Source organism: Bacillus sp. N6, assembly GCF_052805735.1.
The window spans coordinates 4,079,279-4,101,714 of the sequence record NZ_CM127843.1 but is presented as its reverse complement, the minus strand read 5'-3'; the positions used below and the strand labels follow the sequence as shown (position 1 = coordinate 4,101,714).

Genomic DNA, 22,436 nt, shown 5'->3' with positions numbered 1-22,436 from the left:
TTTCTATGATGGAATGTGTTGCGAAAGGGAATAAATGAACGATAAACATATTTTTTTGTGATTTTATCGGAAAGTAAGAAACTTTAAAAGGGAATTTTCACACAATTGTCGAACAATTCATGTAGCCTAGAAGGATACACATGTCGGAGAATCGATTCGGTAAGGGAGGAAAAGCTGTGGAGAAAATTAAAGTATGTCTTGTGGATGATAATAAAGAACTAGTATCAATGTTAGAGAGCTATGTAGCTGCTCAAGATGATATGGAAGTAATCGGTACTGCTTATAATGGTCAAGAGTGTTTAAACTTATTAACAGATAAGCAACCTGATGTACTCGTTTTAGACATTATTATGCCACACTTAGATGGTTTAGCTGTATTGGAAAAAATGCGACATATTGAAAGGTTAAAACAGCCTAGCGTAATTATGTTGACAGCATTCGGGCAAGAAGATGTGACGAAAAAAGCAGTTGACTTAGGTGCCTCATATTTCATATTAAAACCATTTGATATGGAGAATTTAACGAGTCATATTCGTCAAGTGAGTGGTAAAGCAAATGCTATGATTAAACGTCCACTACCATCATTCCGATCAGCAACAACAGTAGATGGAAAACCGAAAAATTTAGATGCGAGTATTACGAGTATCATTCATGAAATTGGTGTACCCGCTCATATTAAAGGATATATGTATTTACGAGAAGCAATCTCCATGGTATACAACGATATCGAATTATTAGGATCGATTACGAAAGTATTGTATCCAGATATCGCAAAGAAATATAATACCACAGCAAGCCGTGTGGAGCGAGCAATTCGTCACGCGATTGAAGTAGCTTGGAGCCGTGGGAATATTGATTCTATTTCGTCCTTATTCGGTTATACAGTATCCATGTCAAAAGCAAAACCTACGAACTCTGAGTTTATCGCAATGGTTGCGGATAAGCTGAGACTTGAACATAAGGCTTCGTAAACGCTGTAGTATCAAGGTGTTAAGCGTATTTCATAATAAAATTTAATAACCAACGAATTACGTATGTAGGCAATAAAGTACATAGGTAATTGGCGGTTAATTTAAAAACCTTCTATTTATTGGATTGAAATTTTGATTCCAATAGCTAGGAGGTTTTTTGTTGTATGAATAACTTTCAGATGAATGTAGAAAATTTTTTACTTCATTGCGATGCAAAGCATCTAAATAGAAGAAAATGATGAACTCTTATTAAGTTGACCTATCAATTTGAGGATGGGCACCAATAAATAGAATCATTTAATGATAGTTATGAAATATACAATGCCTTGATATAGCGATGGTTATACAGTATCCATGTCAAAAGCAAACCTACGAATTCTGAATTTATCGCAATGGTTGCGGATAAGCTGAGAGTAGGAACAGTAAGGGATTTAAGTTATAGTAAAGCTTAATAATTCTTGCAATTTATACTCGATAGTAAATTTAAAATCAATGAGTTTTTTATTTACCTCGATTTAAGGATTTTGAAGGAATACATATTTATATAGAAAAATGCAGTGAAAATACGGATATGTACAGAAAATAAGTGGATTTGACATCATAATCTCTATAACGTATCATTGATTTGGAAAAGTTAGAGATATAGGAGAATGGATGAATGACTTTAAAAAAAATAGTAAATCGAGCGTACCCAATCATTGTCATGACGGTGTTTTTATCTATATTTTCAATGATAGTAAGTAAATTTTTTATCCCAAAAACAATTTTGATGAGGGGTGAATTTCCTTATCCGACTGAGGAGTATACTCCCAAAAAAGTCGCTGCTGTTATAGCGTTGACGTTGCTTTTATTTGTGCTCTTCTTTATGTATTATAAATTGGTTATTAATAAAATGAAAAGAACGTATACAAATATTATGATTGCTTTAGGTATCATAATCGTTTTGACGATGGAAATAATTATTACTTCCATAGCATTTAACCCTGTTGTTGGGGATTATGCTATCCTTAAACAAGGAATTGTCTCTGTGTTTAATGGAGATAATCAATTTTTAGAAATGGGACAGCTTTTATTTTATCCATATAATACACATGTTGTATTAATAGGAGGATATTTTGCTAAATTGATAGGGAGCGTAGATTTAGCGATAAAAATATTACCAATAGCTTGTATAACAGGCAGTATTATTTTAAATGTATTGATTGTAAGGAAAATTACAAACTTTAAAGTTGCTCACATATCGATTGTGTTATCTGTGCTAAATATTTTTATATATTGGCAGGCACCAGTTTTCTATACTCATACATTGGTAATATTTTTTATTTCAGCAACAATGTATACATATTTGTGCTTGAAAACGGCGGAAACAAAAAGAATGAAGATTATTTTATGGATTTTATTAGGGGTTTTCGCAGCTTGTACTTATATTATAAGACCGACAGCATTAACCGTAGCGTTAGCGATTTTAATTGAAAATATTTTTAAGTTTCGTAAGGAATACTCTGTAAAGGTGTTAAGTAGTGTTTTATTTTGTTTAATCCTTATTGTAAGTTTTAAAGGTATAACGACAAAGCTAAATCTCAGTACCGATAATGAAATTGAAAAAATTCCATTCACTCATTGGGTGAAAATGGGCCTGAACAAAGATACGTATGGTGTGTGGAATCAGGCAGATGCAGATTATATTGATGATGAAAACATAAAGAATACGAAAGATTTGAATGAGCACAATCAAGAAGTTATAGTGCAACGTTTCAGTGAACTTGGTGTAATGGGTTATGTGCAACATTTGAATGAAAAAATAACTAGAGAATGGGTATCAAGTCAGTTCTCCATGTACCGTATTGGGCAATGGTTTGAACAGAAGAATGACATGGTAACTAATTACGTATCGAATTATAGTACAACGAAGTATAAAATCGTTACTATATATTCGTATATTATCAAATTATTTGTTTATATAGCTGTTTTGGCGGCTGTTATTCTTTATAAAAAGAAAGATGAAAATGAATCGGAAGTTATACGAATTGCGATGATTAGTGCATTAGGGGTATTTACTTTCTTGTTACTATGGGAAACAGCTCCTCATTATACGTATGAAGCATTTGCATTTATGAATATTCCAGCTTCTTTAGGATTGTATAAAGTGTTTATGATTTTTAACAAAGAAAAGAAAAACGCATAATTTGAGTAACTAAAACGAGTAATGAGAAGCCCCCTCTTTTGTTAAAAGAGGGGGCTTCATTTAAATGTTTGAAGAAAAGATTAAATGGAATCATAGTATATCCGGTAAGGGATTTTAGCAAGGAAGTCATCCGTGATATAATAGAAAATATAAAAAGCCCTGCAAAACAGGACTGTATTACTCTTCGTCTTTATTTTGTTTTTCTAATTCAACTAGCTTTTGAATTAAAATGTGCTGCGGCATATGCATGAGTTGTTCAAGTGGAACACCTAGTGCTTTTGATAAGCGGACTGCAGTATCTGGAGAAATTTGTAATGGTCTCATAGAAGTACCTCCTTTTTCGTATAGTATAGCATAAGATTGGGGGAGTGAGGATGACTCTTATATTTGCACATCGTGGTGCGGCTGGAACGTACCCAGAAAATACAATGATTTCATTTGTAGCGGCTGAGTCTTTTAGAGCGGATGGAATTGAACTTGATGTTCAATTAACGAAAGATGGAAAAGTTGTCGTCATTCATGATGAAACGGTGGACCGAACAACAAATGGAAAAGGTGCGGTTCGGAATTATGTATATGAGGATTTATGCAAGTTAGATGCAAGTTATAAATTTGGTGATAAAGTAGGGTTTTGTAAAATACCACTTTTAGAAGAGGTATTAGAATGGCTTGAACAAACGAGTTTGCTACTTAATATTGAACTTAAAAATAATAAAATTCCATACAGAGGTTTAGAGGAAGAAGTTATAACGCTTGTACGGAAATTTAGTTTAGAGGATCGTGTTATATTTTCTTCGTTTAATCACTACAGCATGAAACGGTGTCATATGATGGCTCCTGATATTCAAACAGCAATTTTATATCGCGAAGGTTTGCATAGTCCGTGGGCATACGCGAAAAAAATGGGGGCTACAGCAGTACATCCGAATTATCGTTACCTTCAAGATGCTATTGCTGAACTAACGATGGAAAGTGGTGTAGAGGTTCGCCCTTATACAATTAATGAAGAAACGCTTATGCGTAAATATTTTGATATGAATATATCGGCGATTATTACTGATTACCCTGAAACGGCAAGAACGTTGTTGCCAATAAAAAAATGAGACCGCGTGTAACGGTCTCATTTTTTTATTTATAAATAGTGGGGCCTTCCTATCTTCTAAAGCGAGCCTGTACTTTATTTCGTTTACGGTCTCGGTGCAAGACGAAGCCACCGAAGATATAAAACCCGAGCCCGAAGCAGAGAGCACCGATTAAAAATTGTAACCACAGTATAGAGATTGGTGGAAATAGAATCCCGAATACAGTATCTCTCATTAACTTTATACCAAACACAGCTAATGAAATAGGGATGAGTGCTAATAGTAGAGCAACGTAACGCTGCATACATAACTCTCCTTTTCAGATTATTTCGTATATTTTAATGATGTTATACGGAAAGGGGGTTTGTCAAGAGGGTGCTGAACGAGTAAGATAAGGGTGTGAAAAAATTTGCAGAGTTACTTCGAGAGGAAGTGTAATATATGAAACAAAAAGTATTAATTGTTGGTGCAGGTGAAGGCGGGAGCGCACTGCTGAATCTGTTACATAGTTCGAATATATTTCAAATTATAGGGATTATTGATATAAATCCGTTGGCAAAAGGATTACAAATTGCTAAGGAATATGGAATTGCAATTGGAGAAAGTGTAACTCCATTTCTTTCTATGCATATCGATGTAATATTTGATATGACAGGTGAAGATGATGTACATAAAGTTTTATTGGAAAAAAAGAAAAAAGACACTCTTCTTATACCAGGTGATATTGCAAAAATTGTTACAGGATTAGCGCATGAGAAGGAAGGGTTAATTGGGCGGTTAGAGGAACAAACGCAACAAGGAGAATTAATTTTAAATTCTACGCATGACGGCATGATCGTAATTGATCGAGAGGGACAAGTTCGTCTTTTTAATAAAAGTGCGGAGCGTATTATCGGATATAAAAAAGAAGAGGCGATAGGAAAATATATTTTAGAAGTCATTCCCACTAGTAAATTACTTCGCATTATACGTACGAAACAAATAGAAGTAAATTATGAACTAACATTAGAGAATGGAAAGAAAATTATTACAACGCGTATACCGATATTAAAAGAAGGCGGAGAGGTACAAGGGGCATTTGCAATTTTTAAAGATATAACAGAAGTTGTAGATTTAGCGGAAGAAGTTACAGACTTAAAAGAAATTCAAACACTATTAGAGGCAATTATCAACTCATCTGAAGAAGCGATTTCGGTTGTGGATGAAAAAGGAAGAGGTTTAGTCATTAACCCGGCATATACGAAATTAACGGGTCTAACAGAAGAAGATATTATTGGGAAGCCTGCTACAACTGATATTGTAGAAGGCGAAAGTATGCATATGAAAGTACTTCGAACGCGTCGTGCGGTGCGCGGAATACATATGAAGATTGGGCAAAAAAAGCGCGATGTAATTGTAAACGTAGCGCCAGTTATTGTGGATGGAATATTGAAAGGAAGCGTTGGCGTTATCCGTGACGTGTCGGAAATTCAAAAGTTAACAAATGAATTGAATAGAGCAAGGCAAATTATTCGCACATTAGAAGCAAAATATTCATTTGATGATATTGTCGGAAATTCAGATGAAACAACGGCAGCTATCGAACAGGCGAAGCTAGGAGCGAATACACCAGCAACGGTACTGTTACGCGGTGAATCTGGGACTGGTAAAGAATTGTTTGCACATGCAATCCATAATGGAAGTAATCGGAAATATAATAAGTTCGTCCGTGTAAACTGTGCGGCCATTTCGGAGACGTTGTTAGAAAGTGAATTATTTGGTTATGAGGAAGGGGCGTTTTCTGGAGCGAAAAGAGGCGGGAAACGTGGGTTCTTTGAGGAAGCGAATAACGGTAGTATTTTTTTAGATGAAATAGGGGAGTTATCTGCAAATACACAAGCGAAACTCCTTCGTGTATTGCAGGAAAAAGAAATTGTAAAAGTTGGTGGAACGAAAGCGATACCCATTAATGTTCGAGTAATTGCAGCGACACATGTGAATTTAGAAAAGGCTATTCTAGAAGGGAAGTTTAGGGAGGATTTATATTATCGATTAAATAAAATTCCAATTCAAATTCCATCTCTTCGTCAACGTAAAGGAGATATACCGAAAATTGCGGACAGGTTGATTCAAAAAATTAATCAAGATTATGGTCGTAATGTAGAAGGGCTCACTGATTCAGCTATTTTATATTTACAATCATACGAATGGCCAGGAAATGTGAGAGAACTTGAAAATATTTTAGGACGAGCGATTATTTTTATGAATTATAACGAGATCTATATTGATGTACAACATTTACCGCCATTACATAATGAAGAGCAGGTGGAGTCAAAGCAATCTCATTTATTACCTGAATTAGAAGAAAAGCCACTTGAACATTTAGTAACAGAGTTTGAAGGGAATATTATTCATGAATATTTGGAGAGATTTGATGGGAATAAAACACAAACTGCAAAAGCGTTAGGAATTTCCGTTCGAAATTTATATTATAAGCTAGAAAAGTATGACCATGCAAAAAATAGCATGCAATAAATTGCGTACCGTGCAATTTATTGCATGGTATACAAAAAGCGACAAAATAAGACAGAATCTTTTGTTATTTTCCAAAGTATTGATTTTACTGCATTTTGAATGCGTTTTCATTATTGGTAAGACCACTTTTAAAAGTTGGCACGGTATTTGCTTTATAAATAGACGAGGGACGACGGAAAGGGTTGATTACAAAATATGAAGTTAGAATACTTAATTGATCAAGCAGCGGGACAGCCTAAAAAAACTGTAGCTGTAGCAGTAGCTGAAGATCATGAAGTAATTGAAGCTGTAGCGAAAGCAATTAAATTACAGCTAGCTCAATTTCGTCTATATGGAAATCAAGAAAAAATAATGGGGATGCTACAAGAACATGGTTTACAAACTTCAGAACATGTTGAAGTGATTGCAGCAATGTCTAATGCAGAGGCTGCAGAACTTTCTGTTAAAGCTGTGAGAAATGGTGAGGCAGACGTGCTTATGAAGGGTAACATCCCAACAGCGAATATTTTGAAGGCTGTATTAAACAAAGAGTGGGGCCTACGTAAAGGTAGCGTACTTTCACATGTAGCAGCATTTGAAGTTCCAAATTATGATCGTCTTATTTTCGTTACAGATGCAGCGATGAACATCGCACCTGATGTAACACAAAAAGCTGCTATTATACAAAATACTGTAGAAGTTGCCCGGGCAATAGGAATCGACTTGCCAAAAGTGGCACCAATTGCAGCAGTAGAAGTTGTGAATCCAGCGATGCAGGCGACAATTGATGCAGCGATGTTAACACAAATGAATCGCCGCGGACAAATTAAAGATTGTATCGTTGATGGACCACTTGCTTTAGATAATGCAGTATCACAAATTGCAGCAGAGCATAAAGGCATAGTAAGTGATGTAGCAGGTAAGGCAGATATTTTACTCGTCCCAACGATTGAAGCTGGAAATGTGCTATATAAATCACTCGTATACTTTGCGGATGCAAAAGTAGGAGCAATGATTGCTGGCGCAAAAGCACCGATTGTTTTAACATCTCGTGCTGATTCAGCAGAAACAAAAGTATATTCATTAGCATTGGCAGTTGCGACTGCTTCAAAATAAACCAAAAAGGGTAAAACATTAGGGGGAAACGACAATGACATTAGAAATCTTCGAATACTTAGAAAAATATGATTATGAGCAAGTGGTATTTTGTCAAGATAAAGAATCTGGTTTAAAAGCAATTATTGCAATTCATGATACAACACTTGGACCGGCTCTTGGTGGAACAAGAATGTGGACATATGATTCTGAAGAAGCGGCGATTGAAGATGCATTGCGTCTTGCAAAAGGGATGACATACAAAAACGCAGCAGCTGGTTTAAACTTAGGTGGTGCGAAAACAGTAATTATTGGTGATCCTCGTAAAGATAAGAGCGAAGCAATGTTCCGTGCACTAGGACGTTATATCCAAGGACTAAACGGACGATACATTACAGCTGAAGATGTTGGTACAACAGTAGATGATATGGATATTATCCACGAAGAAACTGACTTTGTAACAGGTATCTCACCATCATTCGGTTCTTCTGGTAACCCATCTCCAGTAACTGCATACGGTGTTTATCGTGGTATGAAAGCAGCTGCAAAAGAAGCTTTCGGTACTGACAATTTAGAAGGAAAAGTAATTGCTGTTCAAGGCGTTGGTAACGTAGCATATCATCTATGCAAACATTTACACGCTGAAGGAGCAAAATTAATCGTTACAGATATTAATAAAGAAGCTGTACAACGTGCTGTAGAAGAATTCGGTGCATCAGCAGTTGAACCAAATGAAATTTACGGTGTGGAATGCGATATTTACGCACCATGTGCATTAGGCGCAACAGTTAATGATGAAACTATTCCACAACTTAAAGCAAAAGTAATCGCAGGTTCTGCAAATAACCAATTAAAAGAAGATCGTCACGGTGACATCATTCATGAAATGGGTATTGTATACGCACCAGATTATGTAATTAATGCAGGTGGCGTAATTAACGTAGCAGACGAATTATATGGATACAATAGAGAACGTGCACTAAAACGTGTTGAGTCTATTTATGACACGATTGCAAAAGTAATCGAAATTTCAAAACGCGATGGCATAGCAACTTATGTAGCGGCAGATCGTCTAGCTGAAGAGCGCATTGCAAGCTTGAAGAATTCTCGTAGCACTTACTTACGCAACGGTCACGATATTATTAGCCGTCGCTAATCATTCATATATAACTTTTACAAAAGGTGTGGTTACCTCTTATGAGGTTTCCACTTCCTTTTGAATTTATTAGTGGAGGTAGCAACATTGTCTGTAAATCGAATTCTTGTTATTAACCCAGGTAGTACATCCACAAAAATTGGTGTTTTTGATAATGAAAGACCCGTTCTAGAAGAAACGATTCGTCATGACGTAGAACAGATTGGAAAATATAAGAGAATTATCGACCAATATGAGTTTCGAAAAGAAACGATTTTAGAAGTTCTACATTCTCATGGTATTAACATTTCAAAATTAAACGCTGTTTGTGGGCGTGGTGGATTACTTCGTCCAATCGAAGGCGGTACGTATACAGTAAACGATGCGATGTTAGAAGATTTGAAAAATGGCTTTAGCGGTCATCACGCTTCAAACCTTGGAGGCATTTTAGCATATGAAATTGCTTCTGGATTAAACATTCCTGCATTCATTGTAGATCCTGTCGTTGTAGATGAGATGGAGCCGGTTGCTCGTATAAGTGGCATTGCTGGTATGGAACGCAAAAGTATCTTCCATGCATTAAATCAAAAAGCAGTTGCTCGTAAAGTAGCTGAACAGTTAAATCACAAATACGAGGATTTAAATTTATTAGTTACACATATGGGTGGCGGTATTACAGTTGGTGCTCATAAAAAAGGAAGAGTAATCGATGTGAATAACGGTTTAAACGGAGAAGGACCATTTAGTCCAGAGCGCGCTGGTACAGTACCAGTAGGGCAACTAGTAGAAATGTGTTTCTCTGGTGAGTATTACCGTGATGAAATGATTAAAACACTTGTCGGACAAGGTGGACTTGTAAGTTTAATCGGTACAAATGATGCGATTAAAGTAGAGCAAATGGTTGAAAAAGGTGATCCTGAAGCAACTCTTATTTATAAAGCAATGGCATATCAAGTTGCAAAAGAGATTGGCGGAGCTAGCGCTGTACTTCACGGGAAAATCGATGCAATCGTATTAACTGGTGGACTGGCATACAGTAAAATTCTTGTCGATGAAATAAAAGAGCGAGTGGACTGGATTGCAGATGTTATCGTACATCCAGGCGAAGATGAGTTAGAAGCGTTAGCAGAAGGAGCACTTCGTGTATTACGTGAAGAAGAAGCTCCAAAAGAATACGTTGTACGTGAAAAAGAAACGGTAGCTAGGGGTTGAGATAATGGCAAAAGAATATGATTTAGTCATCGTTGGCGGCGGTACTGGTGGATATGTTGCTGCAATTCGTGCATCACAATTAGGGTTAAAAACAGCACTAGTCGAAAAAGAAAATCTTGGTGGTACTTGTTTACACAAAGGATGTATTCCTAGTAAAGCTCTTTTACGTAGTGCGGAAGTATATGCAACTGCTAAAAAAAGCGAAGAGTTCGGAGTTATTGCAAGCAATGTAGAACTAAACTTTGCAAAAGTACAAGAGCGTAAAGAGAAGATTGTAACGCAGCTTCATAAAGGCGTTCAACATTTAATGAAACAAGGTAAAATTGATGTGTTTGAAGGTATTGGTCGTATTCTTGGCCCGTCTATTTTCTCTCCTATGCCAGGGACAATTTCAGTTGAACTTGCAAGTGGAGAAGAGAATGAAATGTTAATTCCAAAAAATGTACTTGTTGCAACAGGTTCTCGTCCAAATTCATTACCAGGTTTAGAATTAGATGGAGAATACGTAATGTCTTCGGATCATGCCCTAAAAATGGAAACGCTTCCTAGTTCGATTATTATCGTTGGTGGCGGTGTAATCGGTATTGAGTGGGCATCTATGCTTGCTGACTTCGGTGTAGAAGTTACAGTATTAGAGTATGCAAAAACGATATTACCACTAGAAGATCAAGACGTTTCAAAAGAAATGCAACGTCTATTCAAGAAAAAAGGTATTAAAGTGGTAACTGGTGCAAAAGTATTACCAGAAACATTGGTAAAAGATAATGGAGTAACAATCCAAGCTGAACACAACGGTGAAAATAAAGAATTTAAAGCAGAAAAAATGCTTGTATCTGTAGGAAGACAAGCGAATACGCAAAATATTGGCTTAGAGAACACAGATATCGTTGTGGAAAAAGGATACATTCAAACAAATGAGTTTTATCAAACGAAAGAATCGCATATTTACGCAATTGGAGATGTAATCGGTGGCCTGCAACTTGCTCACGTTGCTTCTCATGAAGGAATTGCTGCAGTAGAACATATTGCAGGGAAAGAAGTTACACCAATTGATTACTCTATGGTATCAAAATGCGTATATAGCAGTCCAGAAGTTGCTTCTGTTGGCTTAACAGAACAAGAAGCGAAAGAAAAAGGCTATAAGTTAAAAGTAGGTAAGTTCTCATTCCGCGCAATCGGAAAAGCACTTGTATACGGAGAATCAGATGGTTTCGTAAAACTTGTAGTTGATGAAGAGACAAATGACATTCTTGGTGTTCATATGATTGGACCACATGTAACAGATATGATTTCTGAAGCTGGTCTTGCAAGAGTACTTGATGCAACACCTTGGGAAGTAGCACATACAATTCATCCGCATCCATCATTATCTGAGGCGATTGGTGAAGCAGCACTTGCTGTAGATGGAAGAGCGTTACACGCATAAAAATGTGGATTTAGGAGGTTATGAAAAATGGCAGAAGTAAAAGAAAAGCGCCATGAAGAGCTTGGCTTAAGTGATGAGCAAGTATTAGAAATGTTCCGTACGATGTTACTTGCACGTAAAATCGACGAACGTATGTGGTTATTAAACCGCGCTGGTAAAATTCCATTCGTAATTTCTTGTCAAGGACAAGAGGCTGCACAAGTTGGAGCGGCGTTCGCTCTTGATAGAGAGAAAGATTATGCATTACCATACTATCGTGATATGGGTGTTGTACTAGCATTTGGTATGACAGCTAAAGAGCTTATGTTGTCTGCTTTCGCGAAAGCTGGAGATCCAAACTCTGGTGGTCGTCAAATGCCTGGTCACTTCGGTCAAAAGAAAAATCGTATTGTTACAGGTTCATCTCCAGTAACAACGCAAGTACCACATGCAGTTGGTATTGCACTAGCTGGAAAAATGGAGAAGAAAGATTTAGTCACGTTCGTTACATTTGGAGAAGGTTCTTCAAACCAAGGTGACTTCCATGAAGGGGCAAACTTTGCTGGTGTACACAAACTACCTGTTATTTTTATGTGTGAAAATAACAAATATGCAATCTCTATTCCGGTTGAAAAACAATTAGCATGTAAAAACGTATCAGATCGTGCAATTGGTTATGGTATGCCTGGATATACAATAGACGGAAACGATCCGCTTGCAGTATATAAAGCTGTAAAAGAAGCAGCAGATCGCGGTCGTCGTGGTGAAGGCCCAACTTTAATTGAAACAGTATCATATCGTTTAACAGCACATTCTAGTGACGATGATGATCGTGTTTATCGTGATAAAGAAGAAGTAGAAGAAGCAAAGAAAAAAGATTCAATTATAACATTCGCGGCTTATTTAAAAGAAGCTGGTGTGTTAACTGAGGAATCGGAAAAACAAATGTTAGACGAAATTATGCATATCGTAAATGAAGCAACAGAATATGCAGAAAATGCTCCGTATGCAGCACCTGAAGATGCATTGAAGCACGTATACGCAGAATAGGGGGGAACGTTTCATGGCTGTAATGTCTTATATTGATGCTATTACATTAGCAATGCGCGAAGAAATGGAACGCGATGAGAAAGTATTCGTTTTAGGAGAAGATGTTGGTAAAAAAGGTGGCGTGTTTAAAGCGACACACGGTTTGTATGATCAATTTGGTGAAGATCGTGCGCTTGATGCACCGCTTGCAGAATCTGCAATTGCTGGGGTAGCAATTGGTGCAGCAATGTATGGTATGCGTCCAATCGCTGAAATGCAGTTTGCTGATTTCATCATGCCAGCAGTAAACCAAATTGTTTCTGAGGCAGCAAAAATTCGTTATCGTTCTAATAATGATTGGACTTGTCCAGTTACAATCCGTGCACCATTTGGTGGAGGTGTTCACGGTGCATTGTATCATTCACAATCTGTAGAAGCGATGTTTGCAAACCAACCAGGTTTAAAAATCGTTATCCCTTCTACACCATATGATGCAAAAGGCTTATTAAAAGCAGCCATTCGTGATGAAGATCCAGTATTATTCTTCGAACATAAACGTGCATATCGTTTAATTAAAGGTGAAGTGCCGGAGGATGACTACGTATTACCAATCGGAAAAGCAGATGTAAAACGTGAAGGTGATGATATTACAGTTATCACGTACGGATTATGTGTTCATTTTGCTCTTCAAGCAGCTGAAAAGTTAGCACAAGATGGCATCTCTGCACACATTCTTGATTTACGTACTGTATATCCATTAGATAAAGAAGCAATCATTGAAGCAGCTTCTAAAACAGGTAAAGTTCTTCTTGTAACAGAAGACAATAAAGAAGGAAGCATTATGAGTGAAGTGGCAGCAATTATTGCTGAAAACTGTCTATTTGATTTAGATGCGCCAATCGCACGTCTTGCAGGTCCAGACGTTCCAGCAATGCCATATGCACCAACAATGGAAAAATTCTTTATGGTAAATCCAGATAAAGTTGAAAAAGCAATGCGTGAACTTGCGGAATTTTAATCGGGGGGACTATACATGGCTGTAGAAAATATTACAATGCCTCAGCTCGGGGAGAGCGTTACAGAGGGCACAATTAGTAAATGGCTCGTTAATGTTGGCGATCACGTAAACAAGTATGATCCGCTTGCAGAAGTAATGACTGATAAAGTAAATGCTGAAGTACCATCTTCTTTCACTGGTATTGTGAAAGAGTTAATCGCTGGTGAAGGTGATACGTTAGCTGTAGGTGAAGTAGTTTGTGTGATTCAAGTAGAAGGCGCAGACGAAGTAGCAGCAACAGCTGTTGAGGAAAAAACGAAAGAAGAACCAAAGGCAGCAGCAATTACGCCTGAAAAAGCACCGAAAGTAAAACAACCAACTGATGGAAAACCACGTTTTTCACCAGCTGTGTTAAAACTTGCGGGTGAGCATAACGTTGATTTAGATCTAGTAGAGGGTACGGGAGCAAACGGCCGTATCACTCGTAAAGATATTTTAAAGCTAGTGGAATCTGGAAATATTCCGCAAGCAGGTGCGGCGAAGAAAGATGAAGCTGTAGCGGCGGTAGTAGAAGCTCGCCCAGAAGCACCAAAAGCAGCACCAGTAGCGCAAAAAGGAGAAGCTGCGAAACCAGTTTCTGTACCTACAATGCCTGGAGATATCGAAATTCCAGTCACAGGTGTGCGTAAAGCAATCGCAGCAAACATGTTACGTAGTAAACACGAAGCACCACATGCTTGGATGATGATTGAAGTAGATGTGACAAACCTTGTGTCATACCGTAACTCAATTAAAGGTGACTTTAAGAAGCGTGAAGGCTTTAACTTAACGTTCTTTGCTTTCTTCGTAAAAGCAGTGGCACAAGCGTTAAAAGAGTATCCTCAAATTAATTCAATGTGGGCTGGCGATAAAATTGTTCAGAAGAAAGATATTAACCTTTCTATCGCTGTTGCAACAGAGGAAGAACTATTTGTACCAGTAATTAAGCAAGCGGACGAGAAAACAATTAAAGGTATCGCTCGTGAAATTACAGAACTTGCAGGAAAAGTACGCACGAAATCGTTAAAAGCAGACGAAATGCAAGGTGGAACATTTACAATTAATAACACAGGATCATTCGGTTCTGTTCAATCTATGGGTATTATTAATTACCCACAAGCGGCTATTTTACAAGTTGAATCAATTGTAAAACGCCCAGTAATTATGGATAACGGTATGTTCGGTGCTCGTGACATGGTTAACTTATGTTTATCACTTGATCACCGCGTACTTGATGGTTTAATTTGTGGTAAGTTCTTAGGACGTGTTAAAGAAATTTTGGAAAACATGTCAGAAAATAATACATCTGTATATTAATAAAAAGCTCGCTTATGCGAGCTTTTTATTATCTTATTTCTCCATCTACATCCTACTATATGTATAAATACCTTTCCCAGTAATCTTACAATAAACGATTATGTATTAGGAATTTACGAAAATACATTGCTGATATATGGTATATGGATATAAAATAAGAAAAGAATAATTTTTTTGGCAAATCTTACTGATGAAACTGTAGTATAATATATTGTATTGTATGAAAAAGAGAGTTATTCTATATAAGTGTTTTATAGATAATGTGTAATCAGTCGTCAAAACATGAAGAATGTTGACTCCTGGTTTTTTATTTTTGCCGTAACAATGTTTCAGGAGGATGTCATGAAAAGAAGTACCGAGTTTCTAAAAAGTTTAGATGTAAAATTAATTTTAATTTTGTGTGCACTATGTGTGACGAGTATAGCTGCTATATATAGCAGTCAGCAAACGGGACAGTATGGAGCTGCAAACTTTGCTATGAAACAAGGTGTTAACTACATAATTGGGGTTGTATTGTTACTTCTTGTTGCAAGCATTGATTTAGATCAGTTACAAAAATTATCTTGGCCGCTTTATATTGCTGGGTTTGCTTCACTTATTCTTTTGAAAGTATTACCACCATCAGGTTTTACACCTGAAAAATTAGGTGCAAAAAGATGGTTTGTTTTCCCAGTATTTGGACAAATTCAGCCGTCTGAGTTTTTCAAAATTGCATTGCTACTTGTAGTAGCGAGTATAGCAGTAAAACATAATGCACAGTATATGGCAAGGACATTCCAAACAGATTTAAAGCTAGTAGGTAAAATTATGCTAGTGTCACTTCCACCTATGGCGGTTGTATATAGTCAACCGGATACAGGTATGGTGTTCTTATATGCTGCTGCTATTGCATGTATTTTATTTATGTCAGGTATTCAAAAGAAATTGATAGCATTATGTACAGTTATTCCGTTGACCATATTATCTGCTTTAATATTTATTTTCTTTAAGTATCAAGATTTTTTCTATAATAATTTAGTTACTTTACTAAAACCTCACCAACAGTCGCGTATTGTAGGTTGGTTAAATCCATTTGAAAATGCAGATCAAGGTTATCAAACGCAACAATCGATTTTAGCTGTAGGTAGTGGAGGAATGGAAGGTAAAGGGTTTGGGGGAGGAAGCGTCTATATCCCAGAGAAGCATACTGACTTTATTTTCGCTACAATTGCCGAAGAAGGTGGATTTATCGTAGCAGCGTTAGTTGTCTTCTTGTTCCTGTTGCTACTATATCGAACAATTATTATTGGTTATTCCGCTGATAATTTATTTGGTACATTATTATGCGCTGGATCTATCGGTATATTAACAGTTCAAATATTCCAAAACATCGGTATGATCGTTGGGTTAATGCCTGTAAAAGGTATTGCATTACCTTTCTTATCGTATGGGGGAAGTTCCTTATTCTCGAATATGATTATGATGGGGCTCATACTATCGGTACGGAAAACTTATAAAAAATATATGTTTTCAGTTAAGTAAAAAAAGCTGGTTCGTTTTTAAACGAACCAGCTTTTTTTACATATATGCTCATAAACGTTGCAAACTAAAACAGGATAGCAGTTTGAGACGGGTAAGGAGTGCAAAGTGATGCATATGCATATTTTTGAAGGAGCACGGCATCTTTCTAATAGTGAATGGGTTATTCGGGCTATTATAGCATACATATTTTTAATATTAGTTGCGAAAGCAATGGGGCAAAGGTCTATCGCACAACTTCGTTTTTTAGATGTTGTATTAGTGTTATTGCTGGGTGGGAATATTTCTAACGCATTATCTGATGAAAAAGTAGGGTTACTGGGCTCGATGATTACAACGTTCATACTCGTTGTACTTCATATTATAAGCTCAGTTTTAATGCTGAAATGGGATAGATGGAGACGCTTTTTAGAGCCAGCACCTATCATTCTTATACATAATGGTTCCATTGATTTTAGCAATTTGAAAAAGGCGAGAATTACCGTGGAATATTTGTTTTCGGAACTTCGTATGCGAAATGTGAGCGATATTCAAACGATTAAATTAGCATTATGGGAAGCGAACGGTGTCGTTTCTATATTTCGGTATCCAGAATATGAAGCAGTTTCGCGGCTTGATCTTAAAGTGGCGGGAAGAAAATCTCCAGTTTCTTTTATATTAGTAAAGGATGGGAGGATTCAGAAAGATGTTCTTGCATTATTAGGAAAAACAGAAGCGTGGGCGAGAGAATTTCTAGAGGAGAGTTCAGAAGTAGAATCCATTATGTTAGCTACAGTAGATGAATCACATAAAATAAATATTTTGTTAAAAAAATGAAAAATATACGCATTTTGTCGTTTCGTACATATGATACAATAGTGTGGACAACGAAAAAGGAGGCGATACGGTGGGATATGTAGAAGAATTACGAAAAATAGTTGGTCATCGCCCTTTAATTTTAGTTGGTGCTGTTGTACTCGTTATAGATGAAAATGGTTATGTTTTATTGCAGCAGCGGACAGAGCCGTACGGAAAATGGGGGCTACCTGGCGGGCTAATGGAGCTTAGTGAATCACCAGAAGAAACAGCTTATCGTGAAGTATATGAAGAGACAGGAATAAAAGTGAAGAACTTGCGACTAATCAATGTATTTTCTGGAGCGAACTACTTTACAAAATTAGCAAACGGTGATGAATTTCAATCTGTAACAACCGCCTATTATACGGATGAATACGAAGGGGATTTTGTTATGAATAAAGAAGAAGCAGTTCAGCTTAAATTCTTTTCAGTAACAGAACTACCTGACTATATTGTAGGATCGCATAAAAAAATGATTGTTGAATATATGAAGATTATGGAAAAAAAGATATAATAAAAGTGAAAGAAATACAAAAACACAGCTCTGGTTGGTAGTCCAGACGCATGATTTCATGTCAGTAACCTTCCCCTCCGGGATGTCCCGTATTTCTAATTTTTTAAAGGAGGGGCTGTCAATGGAGTTGACAGTATATCACGATGGCCAATTTTTTGTTGGAATCATTACATGTAAAGAACAAGGGAAATTGTATGGAGCAAGGTATATTTTTGGAGCGGAACCGTCAGATGAAGAAGTGCTTATGTTTGTGAATAGTTCACTTTTAGAGCATTTTCAGCATTTTGCAAAATTTGGTGTAGAAGTTAAAGAAAAACAGCGTCCTAAAAACATAAAGCGTATCATACGACAAGCAGCAAAAGAAACAAATGTTAAACGTTTTACTAAGGCGCAAGAGGCGATTAGTTTATCTTATGAATTGCATAAACAAGAAAAGAAAGTGCAGTCTAAGGAGAAGCGAGAAGCTGAAAAAGAAAGAAGACGTTTAATTAAAGTACAAAAAGCAAAGCAAAAACATCGTGGTCATTAAAGAAAAGGTGTTAGAGCAATTGCTCTAACACCTTTTCTATACTTAAATACAAGTAAACTTACTTGTATTTCATAAACATTAACTGGTAAGATACAAATAGGTAGTTTTAGAGGAGGGAAAAGAGTGATTAATTTTAACTTTTTTATGAATGATGTTGTCCGCCAAGCGCGTGAAGAGATTGTCTCTGCTGGATATACAGAATTGACGACGCCAGAAGCGGTAGAAGAAGCGTTTAAAAGAAATGGAACAACACTTGTAATGGTAAACTCTGTATGTGGTTGTGCAGGTGGTATTGCTCGTCCTGCTGCTGCGCATTCCGTACATTATGATAAACGTCCTAACCACCTTGTAACGGTGTTTGCAGGTCAAGATAAAGAAGCGACAGCAAGAGCGCGTGAATATTTCGAAGGGTACCCACCTTCTTCTCCATCATTTGCTTTATTAAAAGATGGAAAAATTGTAACGATGGTAGAGCGTCATGAAATTGAAGGTCATGAACCGATGCAAGTTATTGCGAAACTACAATCATATTTTGAAGAGAATTGTGAAGAACTATAAAAAATAAGAGAAAAGGCGGCACGTCCACAATCAAGTGGATGTGCCGCCTTTTTTATTTATTATTAAAATTTCAGAGATATGCATAGTTATGTTATTTTATGCATTATTTTATACATAACAAATAGCATTTATATTGTTTTGTTATTTATTTTTATTTTATATATTGCATAAAAATAAAAGTGCTGATACAATACAAACATCGAATAAATATTCTATTAAACTTTTAAATATACATTATTAGGGGGAAGAAAGATGAAGAAGTTAGTATCAATATCGTTTGCACTTATTTTAATTGTAAGTATATTCAGCGCTTGTAGTAATGGGGAATCGAAAGAAACAAAAGGAAATAAGAAAGTACTCGTAATGGGGACTTCAGCAGATTATAAACCATATGAATACGTGGAAGCTTCAAAAAGTGATGAAATTATTGGTTTTGATGTTGATGTTGCTAAATATATCGGAAAAGAACTTGGGTATGAAGTGAAAGTGAAAGATATGGATTTTGGTGGTTTATTAGCATCTCTTAGTTCAGGAAAAGTTGATTTCGTAATGGCAGGCATGACGCCAACTGCAGAGCGTAAAAATAATGTTGATTTTACAGATATTTATTTTGTTGCGAAAAATATGGTTGTTTCTAAAAAGGATTCTAACATTAAATCTGTAGAGGATTTAAAAGGGAAAAAAGTAGGGGTACAAACAGGATCTATTCAAGAAGAGAAAGCGGCAGAATTTAAAAAACAAGTAGATTTCCAAGTTGAGGGACGTGACCGTATACCAGAAATCGTACAAGAAATTAAAGCTGGTCGTTTTGACGCTGCAATTATAGAAGACACAGTTGCTAAAAATTATTTAGAGAAAATGAAAGATTTACAAGGAATTGAAATTAAAGAAGCGCCAGAAGAAGTTGGAGCAGCAATTGCCCTTCCGAAAAACAGTGATAAAACAGCTGAATTTAATAAAGTAATTAAAAAAATGCAAGAAAATGGAGAAATGGATAAATTAGTGAAGAAATGGTTTGGCAGCGGAAAATAAGCTGCCTTTCACTTTTCTGTGAGGGGAATGAAAAGAATGAACTTAGATTTTTCGGCGATTACGCCTTCGATACCATATATACTAAAAGGTTTAGAAGTTACTTTGAAAATTGTAGCGGTATCAGCTTTAGCAGGATTTATTTTAGGAACGTTATTAGCACTTTGTAAAATTGCTAGAATACGAGCATTAAATATAGCAGCAGATTTTTATACATCAATTTTTCGTGGTACACCACTTGTATTGCAATTAATGATTATTTATTTCGGTGTCCCGCAAATAATTGGTTATGAAATACCAGCATTCTTAGCAGCTGTACTTGCATTTAGCTTGAATTCAGGTGCATACATGTCAGAAGTAATTCGTGCTGGTATTCAAGCAGTTGATAAAGGACAAACAGAAGCAGCAATGGCTTTAGGGATACCATACGGAAAAATGATGAGAAATATTATTTTCCCTCAAGCATTAAAAAATATATTACCAGCGCTTGTGAACGAATTTGCGACACTTACGAAAGAATCAGCTGTAGTAACAGTAATAGGCGCGACTGATTTAATGCGTCGTGCTTACATTGTAGGTGGTGAGACATTTAAATATCTTGAACCATTACTTTTTGTTGGACTGATTTATTATATGTTAGTCATTATTCTTACATTAGTCGGGAAGGCAATTGAAGGGAGAATGAAGAAAAGTGATTAAAATTGAAAACCTTCATAAATCATTTGGTAAAAACGAAGTATTAAAAGGAATTACAACAACGATTGAAAAAGGGGAAGTAGTTGCAATTATAGGACCTTCTGGATCAGGAAAATCAACATTTTTACGTTGTATGAATATGTTAGAAGCACCAACGGATGGTCACATTTGGATTGGAACGGAAGAAGTAACGAATCCGAAAACGAATGTTATGCATGTTCGTGAAAATGTCGGTATGGTATTTCAGCATTTTCACTTATTTCCTCATATGACTGTATTAGAAAATATTACGTATGCCCCTATCAATGTAAAAGGGGTAACGAAGCAAGAAGCTGAAAAGAAAGCTGAGAAACTTTTAGAAAAGGTTGGATTAGTAGATAAAAAAAATACGTATCCGAATCGTTTGTCGGGAGGACAAAAGCAACGTGTAGCAATTGCAAGAGCGTTAGCGATGGAACCGGAAGTTATGTTATTTGATGAACCGACATCGGCGCTAGATCCAGAGATGGTGAAAGAAGTGTTAGAAGTTATGAAATCGTTAGTTACGACAGGAATGACGATGGCTATTGTTACACATGAAATGGGCTTTGCAAAAGAAGTGGCAGATCGTGTTCTTTTCTTGGACGGAGGAAAGCTTGTAGAAGATAGTGCGCCAGAAGAATTTTTTGCAGCGCCGAAAAGTGAACGTGCGCAACAATTTTTACAAAAAATATTGTAATATGAAAAGGTTATGTGAATAATAAGTAGAAAAGGATGACATTGTGTCATCCTTTTTTTATACTAGCTGTAAATACGTTTATACATATAGGAGCAATGATATGTTCAAAATTGGATACCGTACAGTAAAAACAGCAATAGGGACAGGCGCGGCAGTTTTTATTGCTCAGTTATTAGGATTAGAATTTTATAGTTCAGCAGGTATTTTAGTTATTTTATGTGTACAAAATACGAAGCGCAAATCGCTTCAAGTGTCGTTACATCGTTTTCTAGCATGTGTATTATCAATGGTATTCGCGTTTTGTATTTTTGAAACGATCGGCTATACACCACTTGCAATTAGTATATTGTTACTTACATTTATTCCGACTGCAGTAATGCTTAAAATTCAAGAAGGTATTGTCACGAGTTCAGTTATTGTTATGCATCTATATTCATTGAAGCAAATTACATGGCTTATAGTTGGAAATGAAATTGCTATATTAACAATAGGAATTAGCGTGGCGTTATTAGTAAATATGTATATGCCGAGTAGTGAAAATAAGCTAAAAGAGTATCAGGATAAAATAGAGAGTAATTTTAAAACGATTTTGTTTGAAATGGTTGTGTATTTACGAAATCGAGAAAGTAGTTGGAGTGGAGCAGAACTCATTGAAACCGAGAATATGTTAAATGAAGCAAGAGATTTATCGTTTAAAAAACTTGAGAATGCATTTATGCGAGAAGATGATTATTACTATCGTTATTTTAATATGCGTATGCAACAATTCGAAATTTTAGAGCGAATGATACCATTAGCAGCTTCTTTATCGTGGACGTATGAACAAGCTGACATGATTGCAGATGTTGTTGAAAACATTGGTAATGCTATTAGCCCTGAGAGTACAGGCGTTATTTCCTTAAGGCAGCTTCAAGAAATGAGGGAATTATTTAGAGACATGCCATTGCCAGCTACACGCGAAGAATTTGAGATACGTGCGAAACTTGTTCAACTTGTGTATGAAATGGAACAATATTTACTCATTAAAAGTCGCTTTAAGGGAAAGGATAATATAAAAGAACTTATATAGAAGGTAGG

At 36.3% G+C, this 22,436-nt stretch carries 22 protein-coding genes and 1 pseudogene; 21 read left to right on the top strand and 2 right to left on the bottom strand.

Annotation, left to right across the window (positions count from 1 at the left end):
- Positions 1–176: 176 nt before the first annotated feature.
- The 3 genes and pseudogenes from spo0A to ACUXVC_RS21005 all read left to right on the top strand — a co-directional run bounded on the left by spo0A (position 177) and on the right by ACUXVC_RS21005 (position 3,156).
- The gene (gene spo0A, locus ACUXVC_RS21015) at positions 177–971 is read left to right on the top strand and encodes a sporulation transcription factor Spo0A (RefSeq protein WP_011110369.1); all 795 of its coding nucleotides are present in this window, start codon (positions 177–179) and stop codon (positions 969–971) included.
- Positions 972–1,310: 339 nt separating this feature from the next.
- Positions 1,311–1,423: pseudogene (locus ACUXVC_RS21010) on the top strand (hypothetical protein); the annotation flags it as partial.
- 206 nt (positions 1,424–1,629) lie between these two features.
- A complete protein-coding gene (locus ACUXVC_RS21005; RefSeq protein WP_144465058.1) occupies positions 1,630–3,156 on the top strand; it encodes a glycosyltransferase family 39 protein in 1,527 nt (508 codons plus the stop codon).
- 177 nt (positions 3,157–3,333) lie between these two features.
- Here ACUXVC_RS21005 and ACUXVC_RS21000 read toward each other — a convergent pair whose 3' ends face one another.
- Entirely contained in the window at positions 3,334–3,480 is a 147-nt protein-coding gene (locus ACUXVC_RS21000) for a YycC family protein (protein WP_001247671.1), read from the bottom strand.
- Positions 3,481–3,530: 50 nt separating this feature from the next.
- Between ACUXVC_RS21000 and ACUXVC_RS20995 the strand changes: the two genes are divergently transcribed.
- Positions 3,531–4,259: a glycerophosphodiester phosphodiesterase gene (locus ACUXVC_RS20995; protein ID WP_075716800.1), complete on the top strand. Its 729-nt coding sequence runs from the start codon at positions 3,531–3,533 to the stop codon at positions 4,257–4,259.
- Between the two features lie 49 nt (positions 4,260–4,308).
- On the opposite strand, the gene ACUXVC_RS20990 is transcribed toward ACUXVC_RS20995, so the two are convergent.
- Positions 4,309–4,542, bottom strand: coding sequence for a DUF2627 domain-containing protein (locus tag ACUXVC_RS20990; RefSeq protein ID WP_001190211.1), 234 nt, complete (start codon positions 4,540–4,542; stop codon positions 4,309–4,311).
- Between the two features lie 137 nt (positions 4,543–4,679).
- Between ACUXVC_RS20990 and ACUXVC_RS20985 the strand changes: the two genes are divergently transcribed.
- The 17 genes from ACUXVC_RS20985 (at position 4,680) to ACUXVC_RS20905 (ending at position 22,428) form a co-directional block, all read left to right on the top strand.
- Entirely contained in the window at positions 4,680–6,752 is a 2,073-nt protein-coding gene (locus ACUXVC_RS20985) for a sigma-54 interaction domain-containing protein (RefSeq protein WP_023522991.1), read from the top strand.
- Between the two features lie 195 nt (positions 6,753–6,947).
- On the top strand, positions 6,948–7,847 hold the full coding sequence (gene yqiS / locus ACUXVC_RS20980; protein WP_000764675.1) for a phosphate butyryltransferase: 900 nt from the start codon (positions 6,948–6,950) through the stop codon (positions 7,845–7,847).
- Between the two features lie 34 nt (positions 7,848–7,881).
- Positions 7,882–8,982 carry a leucine dehydrogenase gene (locus ACUXVC_RS20975; protein WP_000171355.1) on the top strand — a complete coding sequence of 367 codons (1,101 nt, stop codon included), beginning with the start codon at positions 7,882–7,884 and terminating at the stop codon, positions 8,980–8,982.
- Positions 8,983–9,069: 87 nt separating this feature from the next.
- The gene (gene buk, locus ACUXVC_RS20970; protein WP_144465057.1) at positions 9,070–10,173 is read left to right on the top strand and encodes a butyrate kinase; all 1,104 of its coding nucleotides are present in this window, start codon (positions 9,070–9,072) and stop codon (positions 10,171–10,173) included.
- A gap of 4 nt (positions 10,174–10,177) precedes the next feature.
- Positions 10,178–11,599, top strand: coding sequence for a dihydrolipoyl dehydrogenase (gene lpdA, locus ACUXVC_RS20965; RefSeq protein ID WP_001051295.1), 1,422 nt, complete (start codon positions 10,178–10,180; stop codon positions 11,597–11,599).
- Between the two features lie 27 nt (positions 11,600–11,626).
- Complete coding sequence (bfmBAA, locus tag ACUXVC_RS20960) at positions 11,627–12,628, top strand: 3-methyl-2-oxobutanoate dehydrogenase subunit alpha (protein ID WP_000852551.1); 1,002 nt, start codon at positions 11,627–11,629, stop codon at positions 12,626–12,628.
- A 13-nt stretch (positions 12,629–12,641) separates the two neighbouring features.
- A complete protein-coding gene (bfmBAB, locus tag ACUXVC_RS20955; protein ID WP_000290071.1) occupies positions 12,642–13,625 on the top strand; it encodes a 3-methyl-2-oxobutanoate dehydrogenase subunit beta in 984 nt (327 codons plus the stop codon).
- A 15-nt stretch (positions 13,626–13,640) separates the two neighbouring features.
- Positions 13,641–14,960: a dihydrolipoamide acetyltransferase family protein gene (locus ACUXVC_RS20950; protein ID WP_078400969.1), complete on the top strand. Its 1,320-nt coding sequence runs from the start codon at positions 13,641–13,643 to the stop codon at positions 14,958–14,960.
- Positions 14,961–15,302: 342 nt separating this feature from the next.
- Complete coding sequence (locus ACUXVC_RS20945) at positions 15,303–16,481, top strand: FtsW/RodA/SpoVE family cell cycle protein (protein WP_000831181.1); 1,179 nt, start codon at positions 15,303–15,305, stop codon at positions 16,479–16,481.
- A 108-nt stretch (positions 16,482–16,589) separates the two neighbouring features.
- Entirely contained in the window at positions 16,590–17,294 is a 705-nt protein-coding gene (locus ACUXVC_RS20940) for a DUF421 domain-containing protein (RefSeq protein ID WP_144465056.1), read from the top strand.
- A gap of 70 nt (positions 17,295–17,364) precedes the next feature.
- The gene (locus ACUXVC_RS20935; protein WP_065229330.1) at positions 17,365–17,829 is read left to right on the top strand and encodes an NUDIX hydrolase; all 465 of its coding nucleotides are present in this window, start codon (positions 17,365–17,367) and stop codon (positions 17,827–17,829) included.
- A gap of 121 nt (positions 17,830–17,950) precedes the next feature.
- Positions 17,951–18,358, top strand: coding sequence for a YjdF family protein (locus ACUXVC_RS20930; protein WP_144465055.1), 408 nt, complete (start codon positions 17,951–17,953; stop codon positions 18,356–18,358).
- 144 nt (positions 18,359–18,502) lie between these two features.
- Complete coding sequence (locus tag ACUXVC_RS20925; protein WP_001979317.1) at positions 18,503–18,916, top strand: BrxA/BrxB family bacilliredoxin; 414 nt, start codon at positions 18,503–18,505, stop codon at positions 18,914–18,916.
- A gap of 252 nt (positions 18,917–19,168) precedes the next feature.
- Positions 19,169–19,948, top strand: coding sequence for a transporter substrate-binding domain-containing protein (locus ACUXVC_RS20920; RefSeq protein WP_000737678.1), 780 nt, complete (start codon positions 19,169–19,171; stop codon positions 19,946–19,948).
- A 36-nt stretch (positions 19,949–19,984) separates the two neighbouring features.
- Positions 19,985–20,644 (top strand): amino acid ABC transporter permease, encoded by a 660-nt coding sequence (locus tag ACUXVC_RS20915; RefSeq protein WP_001046915.1) that lies wholly within the window; start codon positions 19,985–19,987, stop codon positions 20,642–20,644.
- Positions 20,637–21,359 (top strand): amino acid ABC transporter ATP-binding protein, encoded by a 723-nt coding sequence (locus ACUXVC_RS20910; RefSeq protein WP_000590203.1) that lies wholly within the window; start codon positions 20,637–20,639, stop codon positions 21,357–21,359. Before ACUXVC_RS20915 ends, ACUXVC_RS20910 begins: the two co-directional genes overlap by 8 nt.
- A 100-nt stretch (positions 21,360–21,459) precedes the next feature.
- Positions 21,460–22,428 (top strand): aromatic acid exporter family protein, encoded by a 969-nt coding sequence (locus ACUXVC_RS20905; RefSeq protein ID WP_000472671.1) that lies wholly within the window; start codon positions 21,460–21,462, stop codon positions 22,426–22,428.
- The last annotated feature ends 8 nt before the right edge of the window (positions 22,429–22,436 follow it).